General features: G+C 67.1%; 22 protein-coding genes. 14 read left to right on the top strand and 8 right to left on the bottom strand.

What is annotated here, in order from left to right; all coding sequences use genetic code 11:
* The first annotated feature begins 13 nt into the window (after positions 1-13).
* Entirely contained in the window at positions 14-1,348 is a 1,335-nt protein-coding gene (locus tag ACFE7D_RS00600) for a DUF4365 domain-containing protein (RefSeq protein WP_375393489.1), read from the top strand.
* Between the two features lie 2 nt (positions 1,349-1,350).
* Positions 1,351-2,805, top strand: a complete 1,455-nt coding sequence (locus ACFE7D_RS00595; protein ID WP_375393558.1) for a hypothetical protein — start codon at positions 1,351-1,353, stop codon at positions 2,803-2,805.
* A gap of 31 nt (positions 2,806-2,836) precedes the next feature.
* Here the strand turns inward: ACFE7D_RS00595 and ACFE7D_RS00590 are convergent, their stop codons facing one another.
* Complete coding sequence (locus ACFE7D_RS00590) at positions 2,837-3,481, bottom strand: hypothetical protein (protein WP_375393488.1); 645 nt, start codon at positions 3,479-3,481, stop codon at positions 2,837-2,839.
* A gap of 225 nt (positions 3,482-3,706) precedes the next feature.
* On the opposite strand from ACFE7D_RS00590, the gene ACFE7D_RS00585 reads away from it, so the two are divergent.
* Positions 3,707-4,771: a hypothetical protein gene (locus ACFE7D_RS00585; RefSeq protein ID WP_375393487.1), complete on the top strand. Its 1,065-nt coding sequence runs from the start codon at positions 3,707-3,709 to the stop codon at positions 4,769-4,771.
* Here ACFE7D_RS00585 and ACFE7D_RS00580 read toward each other — a convergent pair.
* Positions 4,759-5,841, bottom strand: a complete 1,083-nt coding sequence (locus ACFE7D_RS00580) for a hypothetical protein (RefSeq protein WP_375393486.1) — start codon at positions 5,839-5,841, stop codon at positions 4,759-4,761. The genes ACFE7D_RS00585 and ACFE7D_RS00580 overlap by 13 nt on opposite strands.
* A gap of 418 nt (positions 5,842-6,259) precedes the next feature.
* Between ACFE7D_RS00580 and ACFE7D_RS00575 the strand changes: the two genes are divergently transcribed.
* The 6 genes from ACFE7D_RS00575 to ACFE7D_RS00550 all read left to right on the top strand — a co-directional run bounded on the left by ACFE7D_RS00575 (position 6,260) and on the right by ACFE7D_RS00550 (position 15,997).
* Entirely contained in the window at positions 6,260-7,156 is an 897-nt protein-coding gene (locus ACFE7D_RS00575; RefSeq protein ID WP_375393485.1) for a hypothetical protein, read from the top strand.
* Positions 7,153-9,441: a hypothetical protein gene (locus ACFE7D_RS00570; RefSeq protein ID WP_375393484.1), complete on the top strand. Its 2,289-nt coding sequence runs from the start codon at positions 7,153-7,155 to the stop codon at positions 9,439-9,441. Before ACFE7D_RS00575 ends, ACFE7D_RS00570 begins: the two co-directional genes overlap by 4 nt.
* On the top strand, positions 9,438-10,496 hold the full coding sequence (locus tag ACFE7D_RS00565) for an AAA family ATPase (protein WP_375393483.1): 1,059 nt from the start codon (positions 9,438-9,440) through the stop codon (positions 10,494-10,496). The genes ACFE7D_RS00570 and ACFE7D_RS00565 overlap by 4 nt, the downstream gene beginning before the upstream one ends.
* Positions 10,489-12,441, top strand: a complete 1,953-nt coding sequence (locus ACFE7D_RS00560) for a hypothetical protein (protein ID WP_375393482.1) — start codon at positions 10,489-10,491, stop codon at positions 12,439-12,441. The genes ACFE7D_RS00565 and ACFE7D_RS00560 overlap by 8 nt, the downstream gene beginning before the upstream one ends.
* 272 nt (positions 12,442-12,713) lie before the next feature.
* Entirely contained in the window at positions 12,714-14,339 is a 1,626-nt protein-coding gene (locus ACFE7D_RS00555; RefSeq protein ID WP_375393481.1) for a hypothetical protein, read from the top strand.
* A gap of 68 nt (positions 14,340-14,407) precedes the next feature.
* Positions 14,408-15,997 (top strand): hypothetical protein, encoded by a 1,590-nt coding sequence (locus ACFE7D_RS00550; protein WP_375393480.1) that lies wholly within the window; start codon positions 14,408-14,410, stop codon positions 15,995-15,997.
* Here the strand turns inward: ACFE7D_RS00550 and ACFE7D_RS00545 are convergent.
* Genes ACFE7D_RS00545 through ACFE7D_RS00530 form a run of 4 tightly spaced genes read right to left on the bottom strand, consistent with a single transcriptional unit; the run spans position 15,958 to position 18,550 of the window.
* A complete protein-coding gene (locus ACFE7D_RS00545; RefSeq protein WP_375393479.1) occupies positions 15,958-17,094 on the bottom strand; it encodes a GNAT family N-acetyltransferase in 1,137 nt (378 codons plus the stop codon). The genes ACFE7D_RS00550 and ACFE7D_RS00545 overlap by 40 nt on opposite strands.
* 33 nt (positions 17,095-17,127) lie before the next feature.
* Positions 17,128-17,604, bottom strand: a complete 477-nt coding sequence (locus ACFE7D_RS00540; RefSeq protein ID WP_375393478.1) for a RidA family protein — start codon at positions 17,602-17,604, stop codon at positions 17,128-17,130.
* Between the two features lie 32 nt (positions 17,605-17,636).
* A complete protein-coding gene (locus ACFE7D_RS00535; RefSeq protein ID WP_375393477.1) occupies positions 17,637-18,266 on the bottom strand; it encodes an HAD family hydrolase in 630 nt (209 codons plus the stop codon).
* Complete coding sequence (locus tag ACFE7D_RS00530; protein ID WP_375393476.1) at positions 18,263-18,550, bottom strand: DUF3572 family protein; 288 nt, start codon at positions 18,548-18,550, stop codon at positions 18,263-18,265. The genes ACFE7D_RS00535 and ACFE7D_RS00530 overlap by 4 nt, the downstream gene beginning before the upstream one ends.
* Before the next feature lie 45 nt (positions 18,551-18,595).
* Here ACFE7D_RS00530 and ACFE7D_RS00525 point away from each other — a divergent pair, with 45 nt between their 5' ends.
* Positions 18,596-18,958, top strand: a complete 363-nt coding sequence (locus tag ACFE7D_RS00525) for a response regulator (RefSeq protein WP_375393475.1) — start codon at positions 18,596-18,598, stop codon at positions 18,956-18,958.
* A gap of 109 nt (positions 18,959-19,067) precedes the next feature.
* Here the strand turns inward: ACFE7D_RS00525 and rpmG are convergent, their stop codons facing one another.
* Complete coding sequence (rpmG, locus tag ACFE7D_RS00520; RefSeq protein WP_017977469.1) at positions 19,068-19,235, bottom strand: 50S ribosomal protein L33; 168 nt, start codon at positions 19,233-19,235, stop codon at positions 19,068-19,070.
* A gap of 171 nt (positions 19,236-19,406) precedes the next feature.
* Between rpmG and ACFE7D_RS00515 the strand changes: the two genes are divergently transcribed.
* From ACFE7D_RS00515 to ACFE7D_RS00505, 3 genes are all read left to right on the top strand, one after another.
* Positions 19,407-19,739, top strand: a complete 333-nt coding sequence (locus ACFE7D_RS00515) for a hypothetical protein (protein ID WP_375393474.1) — start codon at positions 19,407-19,409, stop codon at positions 19,737-19,739.
* A gap of 7 nt (positions 19,740-19,746) precedes the next feature.
* Positions 19,747-20,313 (top strand): TMEM165/GDT1 family protein, encoded by a 567-nt coding sequence (locus tag ACFE7D_RS00510; RefSeq protein WP_375393473.1) that lies wholly within the window; start codon positions 19,747-19,749, stop codon positions 20,311-20,313.
* A 74-nt stretch (positions 20,314-20,387) separates the two neighbouring features.
* Positions 20,388-21,974: a cisplatin damage response ATP-dependent DNA ligase gene (locus ACFE7D_RS00505; RefSeq protein WP_375393472.1), complete on the top strand. Its 1,587-nt coding sequence runs from the start codon at positions 20,388-20,390 to the stop codon at positions 21,972-21,974.
* A 307-nt stretch (positions 21,975-22,281) separates the two neighbouring features.
* Here the strand turns inward: ACFE7D_RS00505 and ACFE7D_RS00500 are convergent, their stop codons facing one another.
* Entirely contained in the window at positions 22,282-23,043 is a 762-nt protein-coding gene (locus tag ACFE7D_RS00500; RefSeq protein ID WP_375393471.1) for an SDR family NAD(P)-dependent oxidoreductase, read from the bottom strand.
* Between the two features lie 88 nt (positions 23,044-23,131).
* Here ACFE7D_RS00500 and ACFE7D_RS00495 point away from each other — a divergent pair, with 88 nt between their 5' ends.
* Entirely contained in the window at positions 23,132-23,863 is a 732-nt protein-coding gene (locus ACFE7D_RS00495) for a LysR family transcriptional regulator (RefSeq protein WP_375393470.1), read from the top strand.
* Positions 23,864-24,097: the final 234 nt, after the last annotated feature.

The raw sequence follows: 24,097 nt of genomic DNA, 5'->3' as shown, positions 1-24,097 counted from the left end.
CTAGCCTGTCACCATGCCGAAACACCTAACCCCGAACCAGATCATCGGAGAGATAGGCGAGAACGCGGTCCGCGGTCGCTTCCTCGCCATGGGATATCAGTTTGACGGCCGTTCCAGACTGGAGGCCGGCATCGACGGCATCGCCGAGGTCATGGAAAAGGGTCAGCCGATGGCCCGCATGATAGCTGTACAGATCAAGTCGACCGAGTCTGGCCGATACGTCTCGGAAACCGACACCGGCTTCACATACCTGCTCCGTCCGCAGGACCTCGAATACTGGCGGGGTTCCAACCTTCCCGTGATCGTCGTGTTCTACCGGCACGCGGACAACAGCTACTATTGGAAGGAAGTCGCCCGGGACAGCGAACAGGCTGAGCGCCGTCTCCAGATCGACAAGAACGAGGACGTGCTCGACAACGGCACGGCCAACCGGCTGGCCGCGCTCACCGTGCCGAAGGCCGGCTTCGGCTACTACGTTCCGGCCCTGGGCGGGGGTGAGGAAGCGCTCGTCAACATCCTGCCGATCACGCTTCCAACGGAAATCTATGTCGCCGCGACCCCGTACGACGGACGGCGTGCCAGTGCTATCCTGCTCGATGGCGAGGAGCCGGCCCGCTTCGATTGGTCCATATCCGGCGGCACGTTCTGGTCCTTCCATGATCCGCGAACGTCGGCCTGCGCGAACATCGTCCACCCCGACCAGGTTGACGCCATCGATACCGCCGATCTCGCCTTCCACGACGACGTCGAGGAGCAGAACCGCTTCGTCCACCTGCTTCGCCAGGCGCTTCGCCACCAGACGCGCGAGGACCTTTATTGGAGCAAGGATCGCAAGATCCTCTACTTCCGCGCGCTCCACGCCGACACGACCCGGAACTTCGCATACGAGTCGGCTAAGAAGAAGACCGACGCTGACGTCGTGATGGTAGCGATGAGCGACAAGGATGATGGACGGGTCTCGTTCGTCCGGCACCATGCCTTCTCGCCAAGGTTCGAGCGGCTCGGCGACCGATGGTATCTCATCGTCTCGCCCACCTACTTCTTCACGACGAACGGCTTCACACCGCACACGCATCCCGGTGCGCTGCTCGCGGGCAAGAAGCGGCTCGACAAGAGCGCGGCGCTGCGTGGCCAGACGATCATGTGGCACCGTTTCCTTACGCAGGCCGACAGGGAAGCCGCGCACGACGCAACCGGTCTATTCGGCGTCGAGGCGATCCAGGAACCCCGTCTACGCTTCGGCGAACCGCCATCCGTGTCGCTCGAGACTAGGGTGCCCGAGGATGGCTGGGGCGGCGGCAAGAAGAAGGCCGATCCCTCCGAGCAGGACGGAGGACTATTCGCGTGAGCATGTTCGATACCCGCATATTCCCGGAACCCGAGTTGGAGTTCGGCGACCATCATCACCATCCGGACCCGCGCCTTGGGTTGTTCGAAGCCGGTCCCCTGCAGACGTTCGTCGGCGACGTCATCAAGATCGGCGTCATCGGCAACGCCAAGACCGTCGAGGACACGCGGAAGTTTCTCGAAACCGCAGCCGCCGGCGTGGAAGGCAAGTCGGAGAAGCATCCGAACATGCATCCGGCATTTCCGGGACTTGGAAACCAGAGCCCATACCGCTGCCGGTTCGAGATCGAGGACGGCGCCACAGCCATTCTGTCGCAGGCGAAACTCGACAGGATCGCGAAGGAGCCCGACCACCAGAAGGCGGTGGAGATGGCGGTGGACGAGATCGTCGCCGAACTCGAAGCGCTCGCGGACGGCGGCAGCCGGCCCGATGTAACGATCGTAGCCTTGCCCGTCCGACTGCTCGAACGCGTCTGGAGCGCGAAGGTCGATGCCAGCGGCACGACCGAGAAGGACGACAGCAGCGGATCCGACGCGCCGAACTTCCGCGGCATGCTCAAGGCCCGGGCGATGCACATCGCCTTCCCGATCCAGATCGTCTGGGAAGACGTGGTCGACGATAAGGTATCCATACCGCAGAAGATCAAGGAAAGCAGCGCGCGCAAGATCCAGGACGTCGCGGGGCGGAGCTGGAACCTGATGACCACGCTCTACTACAAGGGTAGCGGTCGCATCCCTTGGCGCCGCTTGCCAAGGGAAGGTGAGTACACCGCCTGCTATATCGGGATCAGCTTCTATCGCGAAGCAGGCGGGCAGCAGCTTTTCACCAGCGCTGCCCAGATGTTCGACGAGCGTGGGCGTGGGTTCGTGCTGAAGGGAAAACGCGCCCATACGGAGAGCCGCGGCCGCCACCCCTACATGACGCGCGAAGACGCGCGCGAGATCGTCGAGAACGTGCTGGCCGCCTACAAGACGCACCATAAGACGCTGCCGGCGCGGGTGATCGTGCTGAAGACGTCGCGGTTCAAGGACGAGGAGGCCGAAGGCATCCTGGAGGCACTGGCGGCGGCCGGCACCGAGATGCGCGATCTCGTATGGGTGCAGGAATCATACTCCGTGAAGCTGATGCGCGACGGCAACTACCCGGTCCTTCGCGGCACTTTCGTCGATCTCGGTGGGAACGGCCTGCTCTACACGAACGGCAGCATGCCTTACTACGGGACCTATCCCGGCCAGTATGATCCGCGGCCGCTGCTGCTCTGCCCCCACGCCAGCTGCGACAGCACCGTCGCGCAACTCGCTGAAGAGGTATTCTCCCTGACCAAGATCAACTGGAACTCGACCCAGATGAACCAGCGCCTACCGATCCCGATCCGGGCGGCGAGGAAGGTCGGCGAGGTGCTCAAGTACATGAAAGACGGGCAGGTCGAGAGCGCGGACTACAGGAGATACATCTGATCCTGGCTCCCGTGCAGCCTGGGATCCGAGGTTAACCGCCAGAAGTTAGAATGTCTGTGTCCAGCTTGTAGCGTTCAGGAACGCGGGCGCCGCGCGGTATCCGCCGGAGCAACACGTGCGCCGGTCCGGCAGGGCCGCCGATCTCGAAGGCGAGATCCACGAAGGTCGCAAGCCTGTCGACTGTCGCGTGGCTCTTCCAACGGGCCCGTTCCGCAGGTGTCTCGTCCACCCAGCGCCGGCCAGGGGCGTAGACGACACAGGCCCAGCGCTCGTCCGCTTCGTCACGATCGCGGGCGAAGGCGCAGTCGATGGCCTTGTTCATGGGCGTGACGAGGCCGTCGCGCGCCCGCGGCCCGTACCACCCCAGCTTGAACTCGAGCAGCCAGTTGATCGACAGGTCTTCGCTGGCCAGCCACAGGTCGCAACGCCCGGCACGAACGCGTCCTTCGGGCAGTTTCCGATGGTCCTCGGTAAACTCAGGTAGGGCCAGAAGCCCGGCGCGACCGGCGGCGGCGACCAGAAAACCGACAGTCGCCGTCTCGTTGTAGCGAAATGGATCGAAGCCTTCGCCATCGGCGAACAGATGGTCGCGCATCTCGCTCGCAGCCTCCAGCCAACGCCGGCAGAATCGACCTTCGCGCGTGCTGAGGTTCCCGGTGATGCGTCTGAGGTTCATCCCGCCGACGCTGGCGTGACAACCCGCCCACGGCAAGTGAGTCCCTGATACGCACGGCTGAAGGCCGCCGACAGCCGCGTGCCCGAGAACTGCGAGCCGACTGGCCGACACGCCAAGACCCGCCGGCAGCTACGAAGCTGTCCCGCCCGCCGACCTTAGCGGGCGGCACCGAAGACCCAAGAAGGCAGAAACGCTGAAGCGCGCACGAGCGTGCCCGCGCCAGCGATGTTCGTCCGGCCCAAGCCATCGGAGCCGCGTCTTTCAACATCAGAGGAAAAAGCCATGTCCCACGACCTTACGTTCGTGGCGCCCGAGCGGCGCGGTGAGGTGCGCCGCAGGATCGCGGCGGTAGAGAGCTTCATCGCCACGCCGGGGCGGCGGGCCGCCGAGGCGGTCGCCATCAGGCTGGGCTTGAGCGTCGCCCAGTTCTACAACCTCGTCCGTGCGTGGCAGGCGAAGCGCCAACCCGAAGCCATGATGGGACGCCACGCATCGCGCGACATGCGGCCGAGGATCGATCGGTCGGTGCTGGATCTGATCGAGGAAGTGATTGTCGCCGATCAGCGGGCAGCGGCGGTGGACGCAATCGACAGGGTCGGGTCGCTGGCCCGGGATCGCGGTATTGCTCTTCCCGATCCGAGCACGGTTGCCCGATATGTCCGGCGCAAGCGACCGTCGCTCTTGACGGACGAACAGAGAAGCGGTTTCGACCTGATCGTCGATCATACCGTCGTCGACCTGCCCGTCGACTTCGGCGACGGCCGCGCCCGCCGCCCGCTCGTTACGATCGTCATCGACGTCGGCACCGAGGCCCCCGTCGCCTTGACCATCTCGACGGCGACGCCCGGCCCGGCGACGACCGCCGCCGCGGTGCTGGACGCGCTACGCGGTGGCACCCGCCACGCCCACGGTCGCGACACCAAGCCACGCGTGGGGATAGTCGCGATGTCCCAGATCGAGGCGGCATCGGTGATCGACCTTTTGAAGGATGCCTATATCGAAGCGGACCTCATCATGACCGGCGCTCATAGCGGCGGCCTCTTCGCGGAATCCCTGCTGGGCCGCGAGCCTGCTGGGCTGCTGCTCAAGCAGAGGTTCGTGTGGCACGATGGCAACAGGCGGCTTGCGACGACGCCTGCAGGCATCGCGCCCCTGACGCCCGCCGACGCCTTGGCGCTCATCCGTGGGCGCCTGCTTGGTAGACAGTCAACCACGGTGTTCGGGATGCTGGACAACATCGGGCGATGCCGCCTGACCACGGGTCTGGCCGAGATAGCTCAGGCCGGCTGAAGCGCCGTCAGTACCGCGCGGATGACCGCTGCGAGGCGACCATCGGGTACACCGGCACTGACGATGCCCGCCTTGGTCAGGGCACTGACGCGATCGGCATTGTGGCGCTCCACCTCGCGCGCCCAGATCGCCCTCGCCTCCTTGAGCGTCACAACGGGAGCGACGCGACGCTTCAGGTACTCATCGATCTCCATGTCTGCCGTGAGCGTGCGCCGGGGGTTCAGAGGTGTCCTGCCGATACGGGGACCGACTATTTGCAGGACCTGCTGCCCGAAGGAGAAGCCTCCGGCGCGCCCGGCCATCAGCTCGCCGACGTGCGGTTCCACCAGCCCGACCAATGAATCGGGCTCGATGTCCGGGGGCAGCATCCAGCCCAGTCCCGGCGTCACATCGCGAAGAGGCGGCAGGTCAGCGCTGTTAAGGCTGAGGAAGGACAGACCGGCTATGAGCGCGTCGCGCTGGAGCGACCGGCCATCGTCCTTCATCCCAAGCGCCGATCCTAGGACTATGCCACTGGCGGTCTCCATAAGAATGGCGGCGACGGCCAGGGAGCGCTCGGCACCGTCGAGCACGATCTGGACAGCCGTCAGGTCGAGCACAAGTTCGCCGCCATAGGCGGCGCGGACGAAGGCGGCATCCGCGGTCAGCCGTCGACGCTCATCCCCGACCAGCCGCTGCAAGCGTTGTAGAACGGTGAGCCCGTGGTTCGGTCCAGCGTCGTCGGGGACGAGTTCCGGATTCGCGTCGATCATGGCCCTAGCCACGTCCACGTTGCGCGAGAGCGGGTTCGCCCGCAGCAGGGTCTCGGCCTCCTTCCTCAGCGGACTGTCGTCGCCGACATCGACGCGCCGGCCGCTGCGGGTGTCGTGCGGTACAAGACCTGCGAGCGAATGAGCGCGCCAGGCGACGCGGAGGTTATAGAACGCGGCGCGCTTCAGGCCCGCCAGATCGGCGAGTGGTCCGAGCGGCTCACCTTGCTCGGCACGCCAGACGGCCTCCAGCCGGTCGAGCAGCTGTCGGCGGCCTGCGGCGGGAACGGCATCGAGCACCACGCGGTCGCGGCTCGGCATGCCGTCCGGCCACACAAGTGCAACCAGTTCCTCCTGTCCCCGCGACGTGACTGTCTGACCCGCCTTATCCATACAATAAAATTAACCAAATACATCATGACTGTCTAGTCCAATCCACCTACTTGACCGAACTTACTTCCAAGCCTACCTAACGTCATGTCTAGTGCAGTTCGCCTACCAAGGCGATTCGCTAACAAAAGCGGAGGTGATCGGTGCAGGAGTTTTTCGACGAGACGGCGCGTGGGAGCGCGCATGGAAGCGACGCTACGGCGATCCTGCCATTGACGCCGGAAGCCGCAGCGCGTGCGGCGACGTGGCGCCGCCCCCCGGCGCGGCGGCAGCGCACTGAGGAAACTGACCAGTGGGTCTGAGGCTCCTGCAAGACGATGCGCGGCGCGCTAGCGAAGCCGATGCATCCATGGGTGAGGACGTAGACATCCAGCAACTGATGCAGACGGCGCCGATCCGCATCCCGCATCCGCGCGAGTGCTTGCCGCGTCGCCCGGCGCGGACGCCCGCATGGGAGCCGCGCCGCGACCGCCGCGACGCCGGCAGGCCGCCGCTGCCCCGCCATGCGCTGGAGGGGTGGCACTCGCCGCGCATCGTCTCCGGCGCCGACCTCGGGCAGATGCGGATCAACTTCAACTACCGCAACTACTTCACCACCGCGGCGGGCTACGGCGAGAAGCCGCGCCGGGCGCAATACTTCGAGGGCCCATACGAGACCGCGCTTTGGCGGGTGCTGGAGATGACGACTACCGTCGTCGATTACCAGTTCCAGCCGATCCAGATGGTGTGGGAAACGTCGGACGGCCGCACCGTCCATTACACCACCGACGCGATCTACGCGACGGAGGACGGCAAGATCCTGGTGGAGGAGGTCAAGGCGACTCAGGCCTACTTCGACCGTTCGGACACCCGCGACCTGCTGGCGCTGTTCGAGGCGCGGATCGAAAAGGCAGGCGCGCGCTTCATCCGCCGCACGAGCCGCCGGATCGCCGAGCCGACGTACTGGCGCACCGTCAAGGACGCGTTCGACGACCGTCGCACGGCGTATGTCGACGCCGACGCCGAGCGAGCCACGGCGGCTGTGCTGCGCGAGGGAGGCACCGCGCCGCTCGGCGCGGTGCTCAACGCCGTCGGCGGTCCTACGCGGGAGGCCCACGCCAAGCTCCATGCGATGATGGTCTCCCGCAAAGTCGCCATTGACCTCTCGGTCCCGCCGATGGGCGACACCCCGGTGACGATCCCGGCCCCGCCCACCGATCCCGACGTGCTGCGCGCGTTCCTCCGCCGATTCTCGGTGCAGCCGTGAACGGCGTCCCCTTCTTCGCCGTCGCCGGCACGATCCTCGAGCACGTCGAACTCGGGCGGCTCAGATACGTCGAGCACCTCGGCGACTGGGTGCTGCACCTCGTACCCGACACAGATCCCGAGGCAGGACCGGTCCGGATTCGGTTGCCGGGTTCCGACGAGTGGATCATGCCGACCGTGCCCTGGGTTCTTACCGAGTTCGCGGCCGGGCGCCTCACCGACGTTGGCAACTCGTCGGACGAAGACGTCCGTGCGGGTCGTTACCTCGGCCTCGACCGCGCTGCCTGCATGGCGAGGGACCCCAATTCTGCATACCGCCACGATTGGGCATTGACAGCGAAGAAGGCGGATCTGCCGAAGTCGGCCGACGTACTGGAGGAATGGATCGCGACCGCGCCGATCCCGCACCACCCGGACGACACGGAGCGGGTGAAGCTCCTGAAGAGGACGCGCCCCAAGCCCCGCGCTCTCATCCGCTGGCTCGGCAAGCTCGAGACCGGCGACGCAGACATCTGGACCTTCGTCAACACGTCGGGCCGCATGAAGGGCGAGGGCCAGCTCTCGCCGGTCCTCGACCGCCTGATCCACCGGGTCGCCCTGACCTACATCGCCACGCCGCGCCTGTCATCAGTCGAGGATGCGGCGAGGCTGTGCGCCCGCATGTGGCATCAGGTCGAGGCGGCCGGGGTCGCGGACATCGGAATCGAGCCGCCGACGATGGAGGCGGTGCGCCTGCGCATCCGCTCGCTCGACGGCCGTGCGGCCGAGGAGATGCGGGAGGGCAGGCACGCCGCAAGAAAGCGCTTCGACGGCAGCGGCGAGCCACCGGCGACCGAGCACGCCTTCGAGCGCGTCTACATCGACGGCACCGAGTTCGAGCACGCCTGCAACTATTCGGACGACTGGCCGATCGCCTCGAACAAAATGAAGGGGGTCTTTGCGATGGCCGCCCACACGCAGTACGTGTTCCGGGGTACGGTGTTCACCGGACCCTACCGCGCCGAGATGGGCATCCAAGCGGCGCTCAACATCATGGTCGCGCCGATGGTCAGCGCCGAGGAGGTGGCGGCGGATCCGTATGCGGGACTGCTCGTCGGCCTCCCCTCCGACCTGATGTACGACAACGACAAGGCGCAGCTCCCGCCGGCACTCGTGCCCGCGTCGGTGACGGTCACCTCGTCAACCGAGCTTGCCCCCGCCTACCTCCACGATGCGAAGTCGCCGCTCGAGATCTTCAACAGATACCTCAAGCGCAAGCTGCGCGGCGTCAAGGGCCGAATCCGCGGACCCAGCCGCATGGCAGATCCCCGCCATGATCCGATCAAGGAGGCAGAGGTCACTCGCGCGGTCTATGCGCAGATGGTCGACGACGCGCGGCGCTACTGGAACGAGAAGCCGCGCAAGCGCTTCGGGAACAAGTCGCCCCGCGACCTGATGATCGAGCACTACCTCGCCGGCGGGAACCGCCTGACCGATCCAGGCCGCATCCGCCGTCACTTCGCCAGCACGCCGTCTGAGCGTCAGGTGCTGACCAGCGACGGGCTGACCTACGACAAAGTTCACTACCGGTGGAACCGGCAGGGCATCAGCGAGATGCTCGACAACAACCACCGCAACACGCCCTTCGGCAAGCGTATCGACGGCACAGGAAAGGTGCCCGTCACGATCCGCGTCTACGACGGCGACATCGACATGATCGAGGTGCTCGACGAAGAGACCGGCAAATACCACCAGATGTGGTCGACCAACCCGCGCTACACCGGTGGCCTCAGCCGCTGGGAGCACCACCAGTACTGCGCGATGGTGCGGGCCGGCAAGGGCGGCGCCACCAGCGACCGCGAATGGGTCGCCCGGAAGGGCGCGATGATCGTCGCCTTCGACACGGAGATGCCGAAGGCCGACTTCACCGCCCGCGAGAACATGGCCGCGCTGATGGAGCGCGAGGACATCCGCCGCAAATCCGGCGCGCGTGCCAATGACCCGCTGTTCGCCCAGCTGCCCGAGATCGGCCTCGTGACGGAACTGGGCGGCGAGGGGCGCCTGGATACGCCGGTGCCCCCGCCGCAGAAGAACCCGCGCAAGCCTAAGGAAGAGCCCAAGGCGCCGAAGCGCGACGGTGACTACGGGTTCTCAAGCACCGCCGGGATGACGCGCGGCAAGACGGGCGGTGACCAGCGTGAGGAGGACGCGCCCGAGGGCAACGAGGATTCCGGCCTCGACGCGGATGGTGCGGCAGGCAGACCCGGCAGCATCTGGGGCGACGATGACGAAGGAGACGGCGCATGAGGGATCCGCTCGGCAGGCAGCCGCGACACGTGACCGGCAACGCGGCTCCCGACTACGGCGATCCACTCCTCGACGCCCGCGTCGACGCGGCCAACACGGCGTTCGCGACAATCTGGGTCGACCATGCACCGCAGACGGCCGTGATCAACCAGCTGCGCCGCTACATCCGCCAGACGCAGAGCAGGCGAGGCGTGCCGATCCCCGGCCGCCGCCTGAGCCAGGAGACGCAGGCGGGCAAGAGCGCGCTCGTCTGGCGCCTCAAGGCCGAACTGGCGGCCGAGCGGGCGGCGGCCGGCCTGGCACCCAACGAATACCAGGTCGTCATCATAACCATCGAGAAGCACATGACGCTGAAGGCCTTCCTGCAGGAGATTCTCAAGCAGCTCGGCGAGGACGATATCGATCCGGATCCCGAGGCCACCGAACGCAAGCGCAGGAAGGGCGAGACCGAGACCGAGACCGAGAAGGAGGACAGGCGCAGCTACAAGACCCTCGAGACGCGGATCGCCAAGTGGTCGGTCCGGCTCGGCGTCGACCTCATCGTCGCCGACGAGGCTCAACGCCTCGACCGGGTCGCCACCGACGCCAGCCACGTCACGGAGCGGATCCAGACGTTCCTCGACCGTGGCGTCGTGCCGCTGCTGCTGATCGGCAACGGGAAGTCGCACGCGTTCTTCGAGAAGAACGGGGACCTCTGCGCGCGCCTCGGCAATCCGCTGGTGCTCAAGCAGCTCCTGCCCAACGACGAGACCGAGGCCGGGAAGGAGGACGCGGGGCTGTTCAAGGCGTTCTGCAAGGATCTGAACGCGAAGCTGGTCGCGACCGGAGCCGTCAAGCTGTCGCCAAGGCTCACGAACCATGCCACCCTCGATGCGCTGCTCGCCGTCTCCAGCGGACACGTCGGGCGCGTCGTCCGACTAATCGAGGAGGCGCTACCGCTGGCGGTAGAACGGGGAGCCGCCACCATCGAGGCCATCGACCTCAGCAACGCGGTCCGCGGCTACGCGATCGGCACCGGATGGATCGACCACGATCCCTTCTCGCACAATGGCTGAGGCGGATCCGGGGATCCGGCGGCGGCGCGCCGCGTCCGGCCCGCCCTCCGACACCGCAGCCGTCGCCAGCGCCGGAGCGATCCCGCGCGTCAGGTTCGCCGTCGATTTCGCTGACGACGAGAGCATCCCGGGTATGATGGTCAGGGCGGCGACCGAACACGTCCTCCACCGCGTCGCACTGATCTACGACGCCGCCGGTGTCGACTGCGTGTACCCGGGCCACGCGCAGCTCCTGCCGCGCGCGGACCTCGACCGGATCGCGCTGGTCGTGCGCGCCGATCCCGATCGACTGGCAGCCAACGCCGGCGAACGCATCCACTCGACCAACTTCGGCGCCACTCACCAGCGCGCCAGGTTCGGCGACCTCACGCTGATCCGGGGCCACCTGGAACTCTACCGGCGGCGGATTGGCCCGGTGTCGTTGCGATCGTCCGCTCACCACCGCGTCGCGTGGCTTAACGGCCTGCTGCCATACTGTCCGGTGTCGCTGGAACGGCTGGTCGACATCTGCGGCCTTTGCTCCGAGACCCTGGGATGGCTGTGGACCTGGGGTGTCGGCGTCTGCGAATGGTGCGAGAGGACCGTCCCGGCATCGACGGAAGCGCCCCTCCCAGCCGGAATGGCTACGCATTACCGCTTGTTCGCCGCGCTCGCCTCCCCAGTCGAGGCAGTACGCGCGGCCGCACGCGCATCGCTCCCCGAGCGGTTGAGAAGTGTGGGTTACGCCACCCTGATACGCCTCGCCTGCCGTGTTGGCCTCATCTGCCGCGACAAGCCGATCACCCGGTGCACCCAACACGAGATCGACGCTCTGGATCCAATGACCCTGGCCTCGGTCGTGGCGACGGGCGCGGCGATGCTTGCCGACTGGCCGACGTCCTTCGAGCGATTCGTGCACGCCCGCGCCGATGCCCTGCGCGACAACCGCGAAGGCTTCCTCCTCTGGCGGACACTACTGCGGCGCATCTCGACAGTGAAAAGCGAGGGCGAGGAGCAGAGCGCGCTCGTTCTCGAAGTTCTGCCCGATCTCAAGGGCAGCTTCGAACGCAGCTTCGCGGGCGGAGACCGCTACTACCTTCCCAACGAGACGGCGCGATGCTGGGGGGTCGATCACGACCAGGTGCTCAAGGCGGTCGACGCGCGCGCCGTACGCGTGACACACCTTCCCGGCATCACTCGTCGCCGAATGCAGTTCGACGCGGTGCAGGTCGAGGCGATCGGAAGGTTGCTGCGATCGACGCCCGCTATCCATTCGCTTCCCGGCAGCCTAGGTCTACCGCTCTACGGCGTCGAGCAGCTAATCGACGCCCGCCTCCTGCGATGGGAGCGCCATCCCGCCGTGCTGGCTATCCGGGAATGGGTCTGCGTCCAGCGCCGCTCGCTCGACCTGCTGCTCGAACGGCTGGACAAGTCGGTGCGGACCGGCACCCCGCCGAAGGACGCCGTGTCGCTGCGCGCGGCGTCGCGCCGGATCGGCGGACGCGAAAAGCCGTGGTCGGCGATCATCGCCGCGATCCTGACCGGCAGGTTGCGGGTCTGGGGTGACGGAGGGCCGTTCAACGCCAGGAAAATTCTCGTGCGTCCATGCGACTTGGCTCAGTTCGACACCGTCGTATTCGCGGCAACAGGATCGGCGTTCCCATTTTCTAATCTCATCACGCAGGATGACCTCGGCGAACTCCTCAACGTGGCACCGAAATACCTCGTCGCGCTCACGGCGGATCTCGACCTGCAGTTCGCCGAGGTCGGCCGCGCCGAGTGCACCGACAAGGTCGGCGCGATCACGGCTGCGCAGCGTATGGCTTCGTCGGCTGAGATCGGCCATCATATGGGCCTATCCTCGCGGAAGGCGAATACGGCGATGCGCAACGGTTCGATCAAAAAGGTCAGCGTGGGCTGGGACCGCCGCCAGCTAATGCACCTCGGGATCCTCCCCGGTGCGTGACGCGTCTTGTGACAATGCTAGCTTGTGACAGTGCATCGTTGCGATCGTGCAGGACGACCTCCCTTCCCCGGCGAAGGCCGGGCCCGGTTGCCGTGGTCGATGTAACGCAGGGCACTGCGCCGTCGCCTGAAGCTCGTACCGGGGCCCCGGCCTTCGCCGGGGTGGCGTGGAGGTTCATTATCCTCCACACCCAACCTTAACCGCGGCCTGGCTAATGCAGCAGGATGGGTGAAGATGCACGATCGACCGGGTGGCATGACGCAGGTGTCGCCATGCTCCTGGCTCTCGTGTTGGGCGCGGTCTGGACGCTGCGGGGGTGGCCGGCGCTGTCCGTGTTGCACCTGCCCGATACCGACGACGTCATGCGGTTGCAGCAAGTGCGTGACTGGATCGACGGACAGGCGTTTCCCGATGTCGCGCAGCACCGGCTCGGCACGGGCCTGGCGATGCACTGGTCGCGGCTTGCCGATCTGGTGCCGGCGGCGGGGATCGCCGGACTGACCCCGTTGTTCGGCCGGCATGCGGCGGAACTGGCGACGGTGATCGTCTGGCCGCTCCTGCTGTTCGCCGTCGCGTTGCTGCTCGTCGCCCGCATCGCCCGCGCGCTGGCGGCACCGGCGACCACTGCGACACTGGTCGCGGCAATCGCCTATCCCGCAACGACGGTCTTCCTGCCGGGGCGGATCGATCACCATGGGTTGCAGGTCGTGTTCCTGCTGGGCGCGGTGCTGGCGCTGCTCGGCAGCCCGACGCGCGCGCGGGGCGCGGCGATCGGGCTGTCGGCGGCGGCGAGCATGGCGGTCGGGCTGGAGACCGCGCCGCTGTTCCTCGCGATCGGCGGGGTCGTGGTGGCGGCGTGGATCGCCGACGCGCCCGGGATGCGTGACCGGCTGATCGGGCTGGCGATCGGTGCCGGTGCCGGGCTGTGCGCGGCGCGCGGCGTGTTCGCCAGCGACGCGTTCGCCTATCCGGCCTGCGACGGCTTCACGCTCGATGCCTGGCGCGCGGGCATGATCGGCAGCGCCGGGCTGCTGGTCCTGGCGGGCCTGCCACGCGCCGCGATTCCGACGCGATTGGTCGCAGCCGGTCTCGTCGGCGGCGCGACCGTGCTTGCGGCGATCGTCGTCGTGCCGCGATGCCTGTCGCCTTATGGCGCGGTCGATCCGGCGCTCGCACGGATCTGGCTCGCGCATGTCGCGGAGGCGCAGTCGCTGTTCGCCGCCGATCCGGGGGTCGCGATCGGCTATGCCGGGCTGTCGGTGACGGGGATCGCCGCGACGCTGTGGCAGGTGCGGACGAAGGGACCGGGATGGGCCGCGCTGCTGGTCGTCCAGATCGCCGCGTTCGCGATTACGACGGTTCAATTGCGCGGTGCCTATGCCGGCGCGATGCTGGCCGCGCCCTCGCTGGCGGCGACGATCGCGGCGGCGCGCCGCGCGGGCGGATTGCGGCTGGCGGCGGCGTGGCTGGTTTCGGCGGGGATGCTCTACCCGATCGCCGCGCAGGCCCTTCCGGTCCGCCGCGCCGCCGCGCCGCCCGCCGCACCACGTGGCGATTGCGCGAGCGCGGCGTTGCTGTCGCGGCTCGCCGCGCTTCCGCCCGGTACCGTGATGGCACCGATCGACGCGGGTGCCTATGCGATCGGCGCGACGCGGCACCGGCTGATCGCCGCACCCTATCACCGGAACGGTCCGGGCGATCTGGCGATGTTCGCCTTCTACGGCGGCGGCGCGGTGCAGGCGATGGCGATCGCCCGCCATTGGCATGTCGACTATGTCGTCGCCTGCGCGGATATGCCCGCCGGTGCGATGGCATCCGCGATCGTCCACGGGCCGGTCCCCGGCTTCGCGACCATCGCTGCCTTGCCCGATGGCGCGCGTCTGCTGCGCGTGCGTTAGCGACGAACCGAGCACCGCGTGCGACGTGCCGCTTGCCCGGCCCGGCCCGCGCGCGCTAGGCAAAGGCGATGCCGCCGACCCCTTCCAGCCCGAGATGGTGGCAGACGCGCCAATTCGTCGCGCTGGCGGCGCTTGCCTCGACGATCCCGCTGCTGTGGCCGACGATCCCGCCGCTGGTCGATCTGCCTGGGCATATCGGCCGTTACCGCGTGCAGCTGGACGGCACGCAATATCCCTGGATCGCGACCTGGTATGATTTCCACTGGTCGCTGATCGGCAATCTGGGGATCGACCTGCTCGTCATTCCGCTCGCCGGCGTCTTCGGGCTCGAATTCGCGGTCAAGCTGATCGTGATCGCGATCCCCGTGTTGATCGTGACCGGGTTCCTGTGGATCGCGCGCGAGGTGCATGGCCGCATCCCGGCGACCGCGTTGTTCGCGCTGCCGATCGCATATTGCTACCCGGTCCAGTTCGGTTTCGTGAATTTCGCACTGGCGACGGGGCTGGCGCTCAACCTGTTCGCGCTGTGGCTTCGGCTCGGACGACTTGGGCGCACGGGGTTTCGTGCCGGGCTGTTCGTGCCGTTGTCGTGTCTGTTATGGCTGTGCCACACGTTCGGCTGGGGTGTGCTCGGCATCCTGGCCTTCTCGGCGGAGATGATCCGGCAGCACGACCGGATGCCCGGGCGCGGGGTGCGGCACTGGATCACGGCATGGGGCCGCGCCGGCTTCGGGTGCATCCCGCTCGTACTGCCGCTGGCACTCATGATCTTCTGGCGCTCGGGCGATCATGTCGCCGGGGTCACGGGGGACTGGTTCGACTGGCGTCTGAAATTCGGCTGGCTCGCGATGGTTTTGCGCGACCGCTGGCTGGCGTTCGATTTCGCCTCGGCGATGATCCTGTACCTCATCCTCGTGCGCGGGCTTCGCGACCGGACGATCGAATATTCACGCAATCTGGCGCTGTCGGCGCTCTGCCTGTTCGCGGTGTTCTTCCTGCTGCCGCGCGTCGTGTTCGGTTCCGCTTATGCCGATATGCGGCTTGCCCCGTTCGCGATCGGTATCGCGATCGTGGCGCTTCGGCCGCGGCCGGGCGTGTCGATCCGCGGCGCGAAGATACTGGCGGTGGTCGGACTGGCGTTCTTCCTCGTGCGGCTGGGCGGCACCACCATCAGCTATATGATCTATTCGCGCAGTTACGACCGGACGCTCGCCGCGCTCGATCATGTGCCCCGGGGGGCCCGGCTCGTGTCGTTCGTCGGGCGGCGGTGCCGCGACGACTGGGCCTATACCCGGCTCGAGCATGTCCCGGCGATCGCGCTGGAGCGGCGGCTGGCGTTCACCAACGATCAATGGTCGATGCCCGGCGCGCAATTGCTGACGACGCGCTACGCCGCCGCCGGCCGTTTCGCGCATGATCCGTCGCAGGTGGTGACCGACCGCAAATGTCACGGCGAATGGTGGCGGCCGGTCGACAAGGCGCTGACCCTTTTTCCGCGCCCGGCATTCGACTATGTCTGGATGATCGAGCCGCCGCGGTTCGATCCGCGTCTGGCCCGGGGCATGGTGCCGGTCTGGGCCAATGGAGAAAGCATCCTCTACCGCATCGACCACGGGGTTCAGCCGCCGCGCTTGAACGGGGTCAGCCCCTCAAGATAATCCCGGTCCGCCGCCACCGCCTCGCGCTCGCGGACCAGGAAATCCGAAATTGCCCGGCGGAAGCCCTTGTCCGGGATATAATGCGCCGACCAGGTCGGCACCGGCGCATAGCCGCGCGCCAGCTTGTGCTCGCCCTGCGCGCCCGCCTCGACGGTCGTCAGCCCGCGCGCGATGGCGGCGTCGATCGCCTGGTAATAGCATAGTTCGAAATGGAGGAACGGCACTTCCTCGGTCGCACCCCAATAGCGGCCGTACAGCGTATCGTCGCCGATGACGTTCAGCGCGCCCGCGATCGGCCGGCCGTCGCGCTCCGCCAGGATCAGCAGAACCCGGTCCGCCATCGTCTCGCCGATCCGCAGGAAGAAGGGGCGGGTGAGATAGGGCTGTCCCCATTTGCGCGCGCCGGTATCCTGGTAGAAGGTCCAGAACGCCGCCCAGTCCGCCGCAGTGATCGCAGGTCCGGTGACGTGGCGGATCGTCAGCCCCTCGACAGCGGCGGCGCGTTCCTTGCGGATCGCCTTGCGCTTGCGGCTGGACAGCACGGCCAGGAAATCGTCGAACCCGGCATAGCGCTGGTTCTGCCAATGGAACTGCGTGCCCTGCCGGATCAGCCAGCCCGCCGCCTCGAACAACGGCACCTGATCCGGCGCGACGAAGGTCGCGTGCGCGGAGGACAATTCGCTGCGATCCGTCACCGCCTCGATCGCGCCGATCAGCGCGGGCGCGAGATGCCCGTCGCGCAGCAGCAGGCGGGGGCCAGGGACGGGGGAAAAGGGCGCGGCGATCTGCAGCTTCGGGTAATAGCGCCCCCCTGCGCGTTCCCACGCATCCGCCCAGGCGTGATCGAAGACATATTCGCCCTGGCTGTGGCTCTTGGCATAGGCCGGGGCGATTGCGGCCGGCGTGCCGTCCGCATCGTCGATGACGATCGGCAGCGGCTGCCAGCCCGACCGACCGCCGACGCTACCCGATTCCTCCAGCGCGGTGAGGAAGGCGTGGCCGACGAACGGGTTGCCGGAACCGACGCACGCATCCCAGTCCGCCGCCGAAAGCTGCGATACGCCGTCGGCGAGGCGGGCGGTTACGGCGTCGGTCATGCGCCGCCTAGATGGGCCCGGACGGGCGCAGGCTCAACCCAGAGCCGAAGCGGAAACCTGCACGATCGCATCGATTTCCACCGCGGCACCCAGCGGCAAGGTCGGCACGCCGACCGCGGAGCGCGCATGTTTGCCGGCATCGCCGAACAACGCGACCATCAGGTCCGACGCGCCGTTCGCGACCCTTGGCTGATCGGTGAAGTCGGCGGCGGCGTTCACGAACACGCCAAGCTTCACGATCCGTTCGACGCGTGCCAGGTCGCCGAGATATTTCTTCAGCTGCGCGACGATCATCAGCCCGCACGCGCGCGCCGCCGCCTGTCCATCCTCCAGCGATACGCCGTCGCCAAGCCGGCCGGTGACGAGCGTACCGTCGACGAACGGCAGTTGCCCCGACAGATGGAGCAACCCGCCCGCCTCGACCACGGGGACATAGGAGGCGACGGGCGCTGCCGCCTCGGGAAGCGAGAGGCCCAGTTCGGCGAGCTTGCGGTCGATGCGGTTGGTCATACGGCTGTCCTCAACAGTTCGCGTTCCCGCGGTCAAGCGTCGGCGGGCACGCCCGCGGCGAAGCGTGCCGCGATCCAGTGCTCGGCATCCGCCCAGTCGTCGATCCGCGCATGCGCCGCGGGGGCGGGGGGCATCGTAGCGGCAAGCGCCGGTTCGGCGATCATGTGAAGCCGGTGCACCCCCGGCGCGGCCTTCGCGACCGATGCGTGATGCACCGCCAGATCGTCGACGAACACGGTCACCGGATCGCCATGTTCGGCGACCAGCCTCGCCACCGGACCACCCTTGCCGCCCTGGTTGCAGTCGACCCGGTGGTCGATCCCGAACGCGGAGAGCTGTTCGATCCGCGGCTGCCGGCATTCGTCCTGCAGATTGGTGAGAACGACGATGTCGGCGATCTCGGCGAGGCGGCCGAGCGCCTCGCGCGCATGCGGCACCAGCGTCTGGCGGCTCATCTCGGCCGGGAAGAACTCGCCGAGCATCGCCCACATCTCCGCCTGGGTCGGCCGCAGCCCGCCGTCGCGCCTGGTCATCGCGTTCGCGAAATCGCCGTTCGCCACCGCGAAATCGATGTCCTTCGCCTCGCCCAGCCAGTTGCCGAAATGGCGGACCATGTGAAGCAGCACCTCGTCGCAATCGGTGATGAGCAACGGCCGGCTCATGCCTCCAGCCTCGCGCGTGCCGCCACCAGCGCGGCGGGTTTCACGCCAAGTTCGGCGGCGCATTCGATGAGGTCGGGCTCGTGCGCCTCCAGGAAGCCGAGCGCGGCCGCGATGACCGCGGGGTCGCCGGCACGCGCACGCAGGTCATGGGGTTCCAGCCCCGTCACCGCCAGCAGCCGCATCGCACGATCGGGGACGACCAACGTCCAGACCAGCGCACGCAGGCCGAGAGCCTGTGCGTCCTCTTCGCCCGATCGCTCTTCATTTGTGTCGTGCGCGTCCATTGCCTATCGTCGGGCCTCCGGTCGGGATCGAGGGATGCGTTGCGCGTGGCAAAAAGGGTGCTCGTTGTCGAGGACAACGAACTGAACCTGAAGCTGTTCTGCGATCTCCTGCGCGCGCACGAGTTCGCGGTGGAGCCGGTCCGCGACGGTCGCGAGGCGGTGGCGCGTGCGCGCGACTTCCTGCCCGATCTCGTCATCATGGATATCCAGATGCCGCATGTGACCGGCTACGACCTGATCCTGGAGATGAAGGCCGACGAAGCGCTGGCGACCATCCCGGTCATGGCGGTGACCGCCTATGCCGGCCGCGACGACGAGGACCGGATCCGCGCGGCGGGGGCGGATGCGTATGTATCGAAGCCGATCAGCCTGGTGCGGTTCATGGACGCTGTCGGGGCATTGCTCTAATTCATCCCTGCCAAGGCCGAGAGGAATAACGCGAAAGGGCCGCAAACGTCTGCGCCTGCGACCCTGGATTGCCGGGATGGCCTAATTGCAGCTTACGCCACCCGTGCGCTCACTTGATCTTGGCTTCCTTGAACTCGACATGCTTGCGCACGACGGGGTCATATTTGCTGAACGACAGCTTCTCGGTCTTCGTCCGCGGGTTCTTCTTGGTAACGTAGAAGAAACCGGTATCGGCGGTCGAGACGAGCTTGATCTTGACGGTGGTCGGCTTGGCCATGAGCCCAAAATCCTGCGGGTAAAAGCTAAGGGCACGCGACGACGGCCGCCGCCCGATCATCCGCGGCGCATGACGCATGACGCTCCCCAAGTCAACTGCAGCGATGGGTTCACGCGATCTTTACCGCTGCAAGCGCAGCGTGCGAGCGATGGTGAAGGGGGAGCGCGGAACATGGCGTCGATGATGGGGTCCGGCATCGACATCGCCGCGATCAAGGCCGAACTCGCCGCGCGGATCGCCGCGATCGATGTCCGCGCGCCCTATGCGCGCGCGTGCGAACTGGCACCCGATGTCGATGCGATCCGGATCATCGCACATCGCAACGGCCTGCACCCCGCGGTCACCGTCACGCATTTGCTCGATTCGGCGCTGTCGCGCGGTGAGCATGGCGCACTGGTGCATGGCTGGCTGTCGATGCCGAGCGACGCGGTACGCAGCGACCGGCAGGATCTGACGGCGTGCAATATCTTCGCCGCCGCCTGCTCGGTCCGGCTCGCCGGCTGACGGGCGCATGGACGCGCTGATGGCGGCAATCGTTGCCGCGGCGCTCGGGCAACTCGGCGACAAGACCGCGTGGCTCGTCGCGATCCTCGCCGATCGCTACCGCGCCCCCGGTCGCGTCATCGCCGCCGCGGCGGTCGCGCTCCTCGCGGCGAGCGGCATCGCGGCGGCGGGCGGGGCATTCATCGCGCCGCGGATCACGCCGGAGGCGAAGCAATTGTTTCTCGGGATGGCGCTGGTGCTGCAAGGCGGCGGCGCATTCTTTCCGGTGAAAATGCCCGGGCGGCTGGCGGGGTGGCGGCTGGGGGCGGTGCTGACGACGCTCGCCGGGCTCTTCATCCTCGCGTTCGGCGACGGCGTGCAGTTCACCGTCGTGACGCTTGCTGCACGGACCCCGTTTCCCGTGCTCGCCGCCATCGGTGCCACGACGGGATCGCTTGCGGTCGTCGTGCCGGCGGCGATCCTCGGCGAGGCGGCTTGGGCGCGCGTGCCTTGGCGATGGGTGCGCGTGGGCGCGGGTGCGCTGTTCCTGCTGGCCGGCGCGGCGATCGGCCTGACGGCGGTGGGGCTGCTCTAGCGCTCTGGCGGAGCGGATCGTCCGCTTGTACGTTCCCGCCGGGCCATATCTTCGTCGGGGGGAGCCATACGGCAATGCATGCCTTTGCCGCGCTGATCGATTCGCTGGTCTACACGCGGTCGCGCAACGCGAAGCTGAAGCTGATCGGCGATTACCTGATCGCGACGCCCGATCCGGATCGCGGCTGGGCGATGGCGGCGCTGACCGGCGATCTCGACCTGCCCGGCGTCAAGCCGGCCGCGATCCGCGCACTGATCGAAGCGCGGACCGATCCGGTGCTGTTCCGCATGAGCCGTGACTATGTCGGCGACACCGCGGAGACGGTCGCGCTGCTATGGCCGATGCCGCCGGTGCCGCTCGATCCCGAACCCCTGTCGGTCGCGGCGGTCGTCGACCGGCTGATGACGCTGTCGCGATCCGACGCGCCCGGCGCGCTCGCGGCGATGCTCGATCGCTGCGACGCGGAGGAGCGGTATGCGCTGCTGAAGATGGCGACCGGCGGCTTGCGGATCGGCGTCTCCGCGCGCCTCGCCAAGACCGCGCTCGCGACCGCGTTCGGGATCGCGGTCGATGCGGTCGAGGAGGTCTGGCACGGGCTGATCCCGCCCTATACCTCGCTCTTCGCCTGGGCGGAGGGGCGTAGCGTGCAGCCGGCCGCGGCCGACGTGCCCGTGTTCCGCCCCTTCATGCTCGCGCATCCGCTGGAGGACAACCGCGTCGATCTCGCCGACTATGCCGCCGAATGGAAATGGGACGGCATCAGGGTCCAGATCGTCCATGTCGCCGACGTCACCCGGCTTTACAGCCGGACCGGCGACGATGTGACGGGCAGCTTCCCCGACGTCGCCGCGGCGTTTGCGACCCCGGGGGTCGTCGACGGCGAATTGCTGGTGAAGGGCGAATTCCAGGGCGGGGCGGCCGCGAGCTTCAACGCACTGCAGCAGCGGCTGGGGCGCAAGACCGTCTCCGCGAAGATGCTTACCGATTATCCCGCCTTCGTTCGCCTCTACGACATCCTGTTCGACGGGCAGGAGGATTGCCGCGCGCTCCCCTGGACCGAGCGGCGCGGGCGGCTGGAGACGTTCGCCGACGCGCTCGACCCCGACCGGTTCGACCTCAGCCAGGTGATCGAGGCATCGGACTTCACCGCGCTGGAGGCGATCCGCGGCGGCGCGCGCGACGCCGCGATCGAGGGGGTAATGCTCAAGCGTCGCGATTCGCCCTACGTCGCCGGGCGGCGCGCCGGGCTGTGGTACAAATGGAAACGCGACCCGCTGACCGCGGACTGCGTCATGATGTACGCGCAGCGCGGCAACGGCCGCCGGTCGAGCTGGTACAGCGATTACAGCTTCGGCTGCTGGACCGCGCCGCCGGAGGAAGGCGGCGAGCTGCTGCCGGTCGGCAAGGCCTATTCCGGCATCACCGACGAGGAGCTGAAGATGCTCGATTCGTTCGTCCGCAACCACACGACCGCGCGGTTCGGCCCGGTGCGCGAGGTCGAGAAGACGCTCGTGCTGGAGATCGCGTTCGATTCGATCCATGCGTCGAAGCGGCACAAATCCGGCGTCGCGATGCGCTTCCCCCGCATCGCACGCATCCGGACGGACAAGCCTGCGGTCGAGGCGGACCTGATCGGTACATTGCGGCAGATGGCGACGTGAGCGCGTCCCCTGTCGGACCGGACGGTCGAGCGGCAACAGGCTCCGGGCCGGTGGCGCGTGCGCATGGTTGTCGCCCCGAATCCGGTCATTCAGACCGCGTGCTGCATTCCCGTTTCCCCATGTCCGACAGGCCGTTTCAGGAAACGCGATCGGGAACGGGTTTCGGGAAAGCATGGTCCGGCAGCTGGCAAAGCGCGTTTTCGAGAGCGCGTTCCGCTGCACCTTCCTGTTCGGTAAGGCGAACCCTTCCGCCCGCCATCGCTGGCCCGGCTTGGCAGTAAGCCCGACCCGACGCGCCGGGAGACAATCAAATCTGGATGCCGCCGGCGACCTCGATCCGCTGGGCGTTGACCCAACCGAAGTCGTCGGAGAGCAGGCCGGCGATAACCGGGCCGACATCCTCTGGACCCCCGACACGGCCAAGCGCCGTATGCGAGGCCAGCGTTTTAGCAACCTCCGGGTTGTCGCGCACGATCCCGCCGCTGAAGTCGGTGGCGATGGCACCCGGGGCGACGACGTTCACGGCAATGCGGCGCGGCCCCAGCTCCAGCGCCATGTAGCGGGTCAGTGCCTCGACAGCCGCCTTCATGGGTCCGTAGATCGCTCGCCCTGGATAGGAGAACCGCGCGAGCCCGGAAGAGATGTTCACGATCCGCCCGCCGTCGTTCATCAGCGGCAGGAGTTTCTGCGTCAGCAGGAACGGCCCCTTGAAGTGGACTGCGAACTGCGCATCCAATTCCGCTTCCGTGCCGTCTGCCACCGTCGCCGTCGAGGAGGTGCCGGCGTTGTTGACGAGATAGTCGAACCGCTCAGTACCAAGTGTGACGAGCGCATCGCGAACCCGACTTACGAACCCGTCGAAGGTAGCCGCTTTGCCTACGTCGAGATGCAGTGCCATCGCAGCGGCGCCAGCCTCCCGAACGGCTGTGACGACCTTGTCTGCCTCGTCGTGCCGGGCGTTGTAGGTGATGATGGACGATACGCCCCGCTCGGCCAGGCGCATGGCGGTGTCACGGCCCATGCCTCTGCTACCACCGGTGATGATCGCGATGCGCTTCGTATCTGCCATGATTGATCTCCTTCTCAAGGAGACATAGGAGCTCGTTCAGCTCGGATAATATAGCAATCAAATTACATGCTGTACGGATTTATGAACAATGGTTGCTGACCTGTCCGCTGCCCGCGCCTTCGTCGCAGTGGCAACCGCCGGCGGATTTCGCGGCGCCGCAGACGCGACCGGCATCAGCGCTTCGAGCCTCAGCGGTGCCGTGAAGCGGCTCGAGAGCCAATTGGGTGTCCGCCTGCTTAACCGAACGACCCGTAGCGTCGTCACGACCGAGGCGGGCGGCCATGTGCTGGAGCGATTGCAGGCGGCGATGGCGGGCGTGGAGGCTGCTCTCGACCGTGCAAGCGACTATCGCGAGACACCCAGCGGAACGATCCGCCTTAATGTGCCGGTCAACGCGGCGCGCCTCGTGTTGCCGCGGATTCTGCCCGGCTTCGTAAAGGCCTTTCCCGGCATTCGTGTCGAAGTTGTCGCCGAACACGCTTTCGTGGACATCCTTGCGGCAGGCTGCGATGCCGGCATTCGCTACGACGAGCGGCTGACCAAAAACATGGTCGCGGTGCCGATCGGGCCTGCCAGACAGCGCTTTGCGACCGCCGCCTCGCCAGCCTACCTGGCGCGACACGAACGGCCCAGGCATCCTAATGATCTGCTTGATCACGCCTGCTTACCGAGCCGGTTTGGCGGCAGAGCGGTTGCCAGATGGGAGTTCGAGCGTGACGGCGAAATTGTAAGGATCGAGCCGACGGGACCCCTGATGGTTGACGTGAACGCGATCGACCTTGCCGTCTCGGCCGCGGTCGACGGATGCGGCGTCGTGTAGCTATTCGAGGATTGGTTGAGGCCGGCGCTCGATGACGGAACGCTGGAACCGATGCTGGAGCCATGGTGGCAGAGCTTCAGCGGGCCGTTCCTTTATTACCATGGGCGAGATCATGTGCCTGCGCCGCTGAAAGCATTCATCGGCTACGTGCAGAGGCACCGGTGGTAAGCGGCATTCCTAAAACTCGGTCCAGACTGTGCGGAAACTAGCCGTTGGCTGATGCCCACGACTTGA

This window comes from uncultured Sphingomonas sp. (assembly GCF_964244235.1).
Classification (GTDB): Bacteria; Pseudomonadota; Alphaproteobacteria; order Sphingomonadales; family Sphingomonadaceae; genus Sphingomonas.
This window is presented reverse-complemented; position numbering and strand designations above follow the sequence as displayed.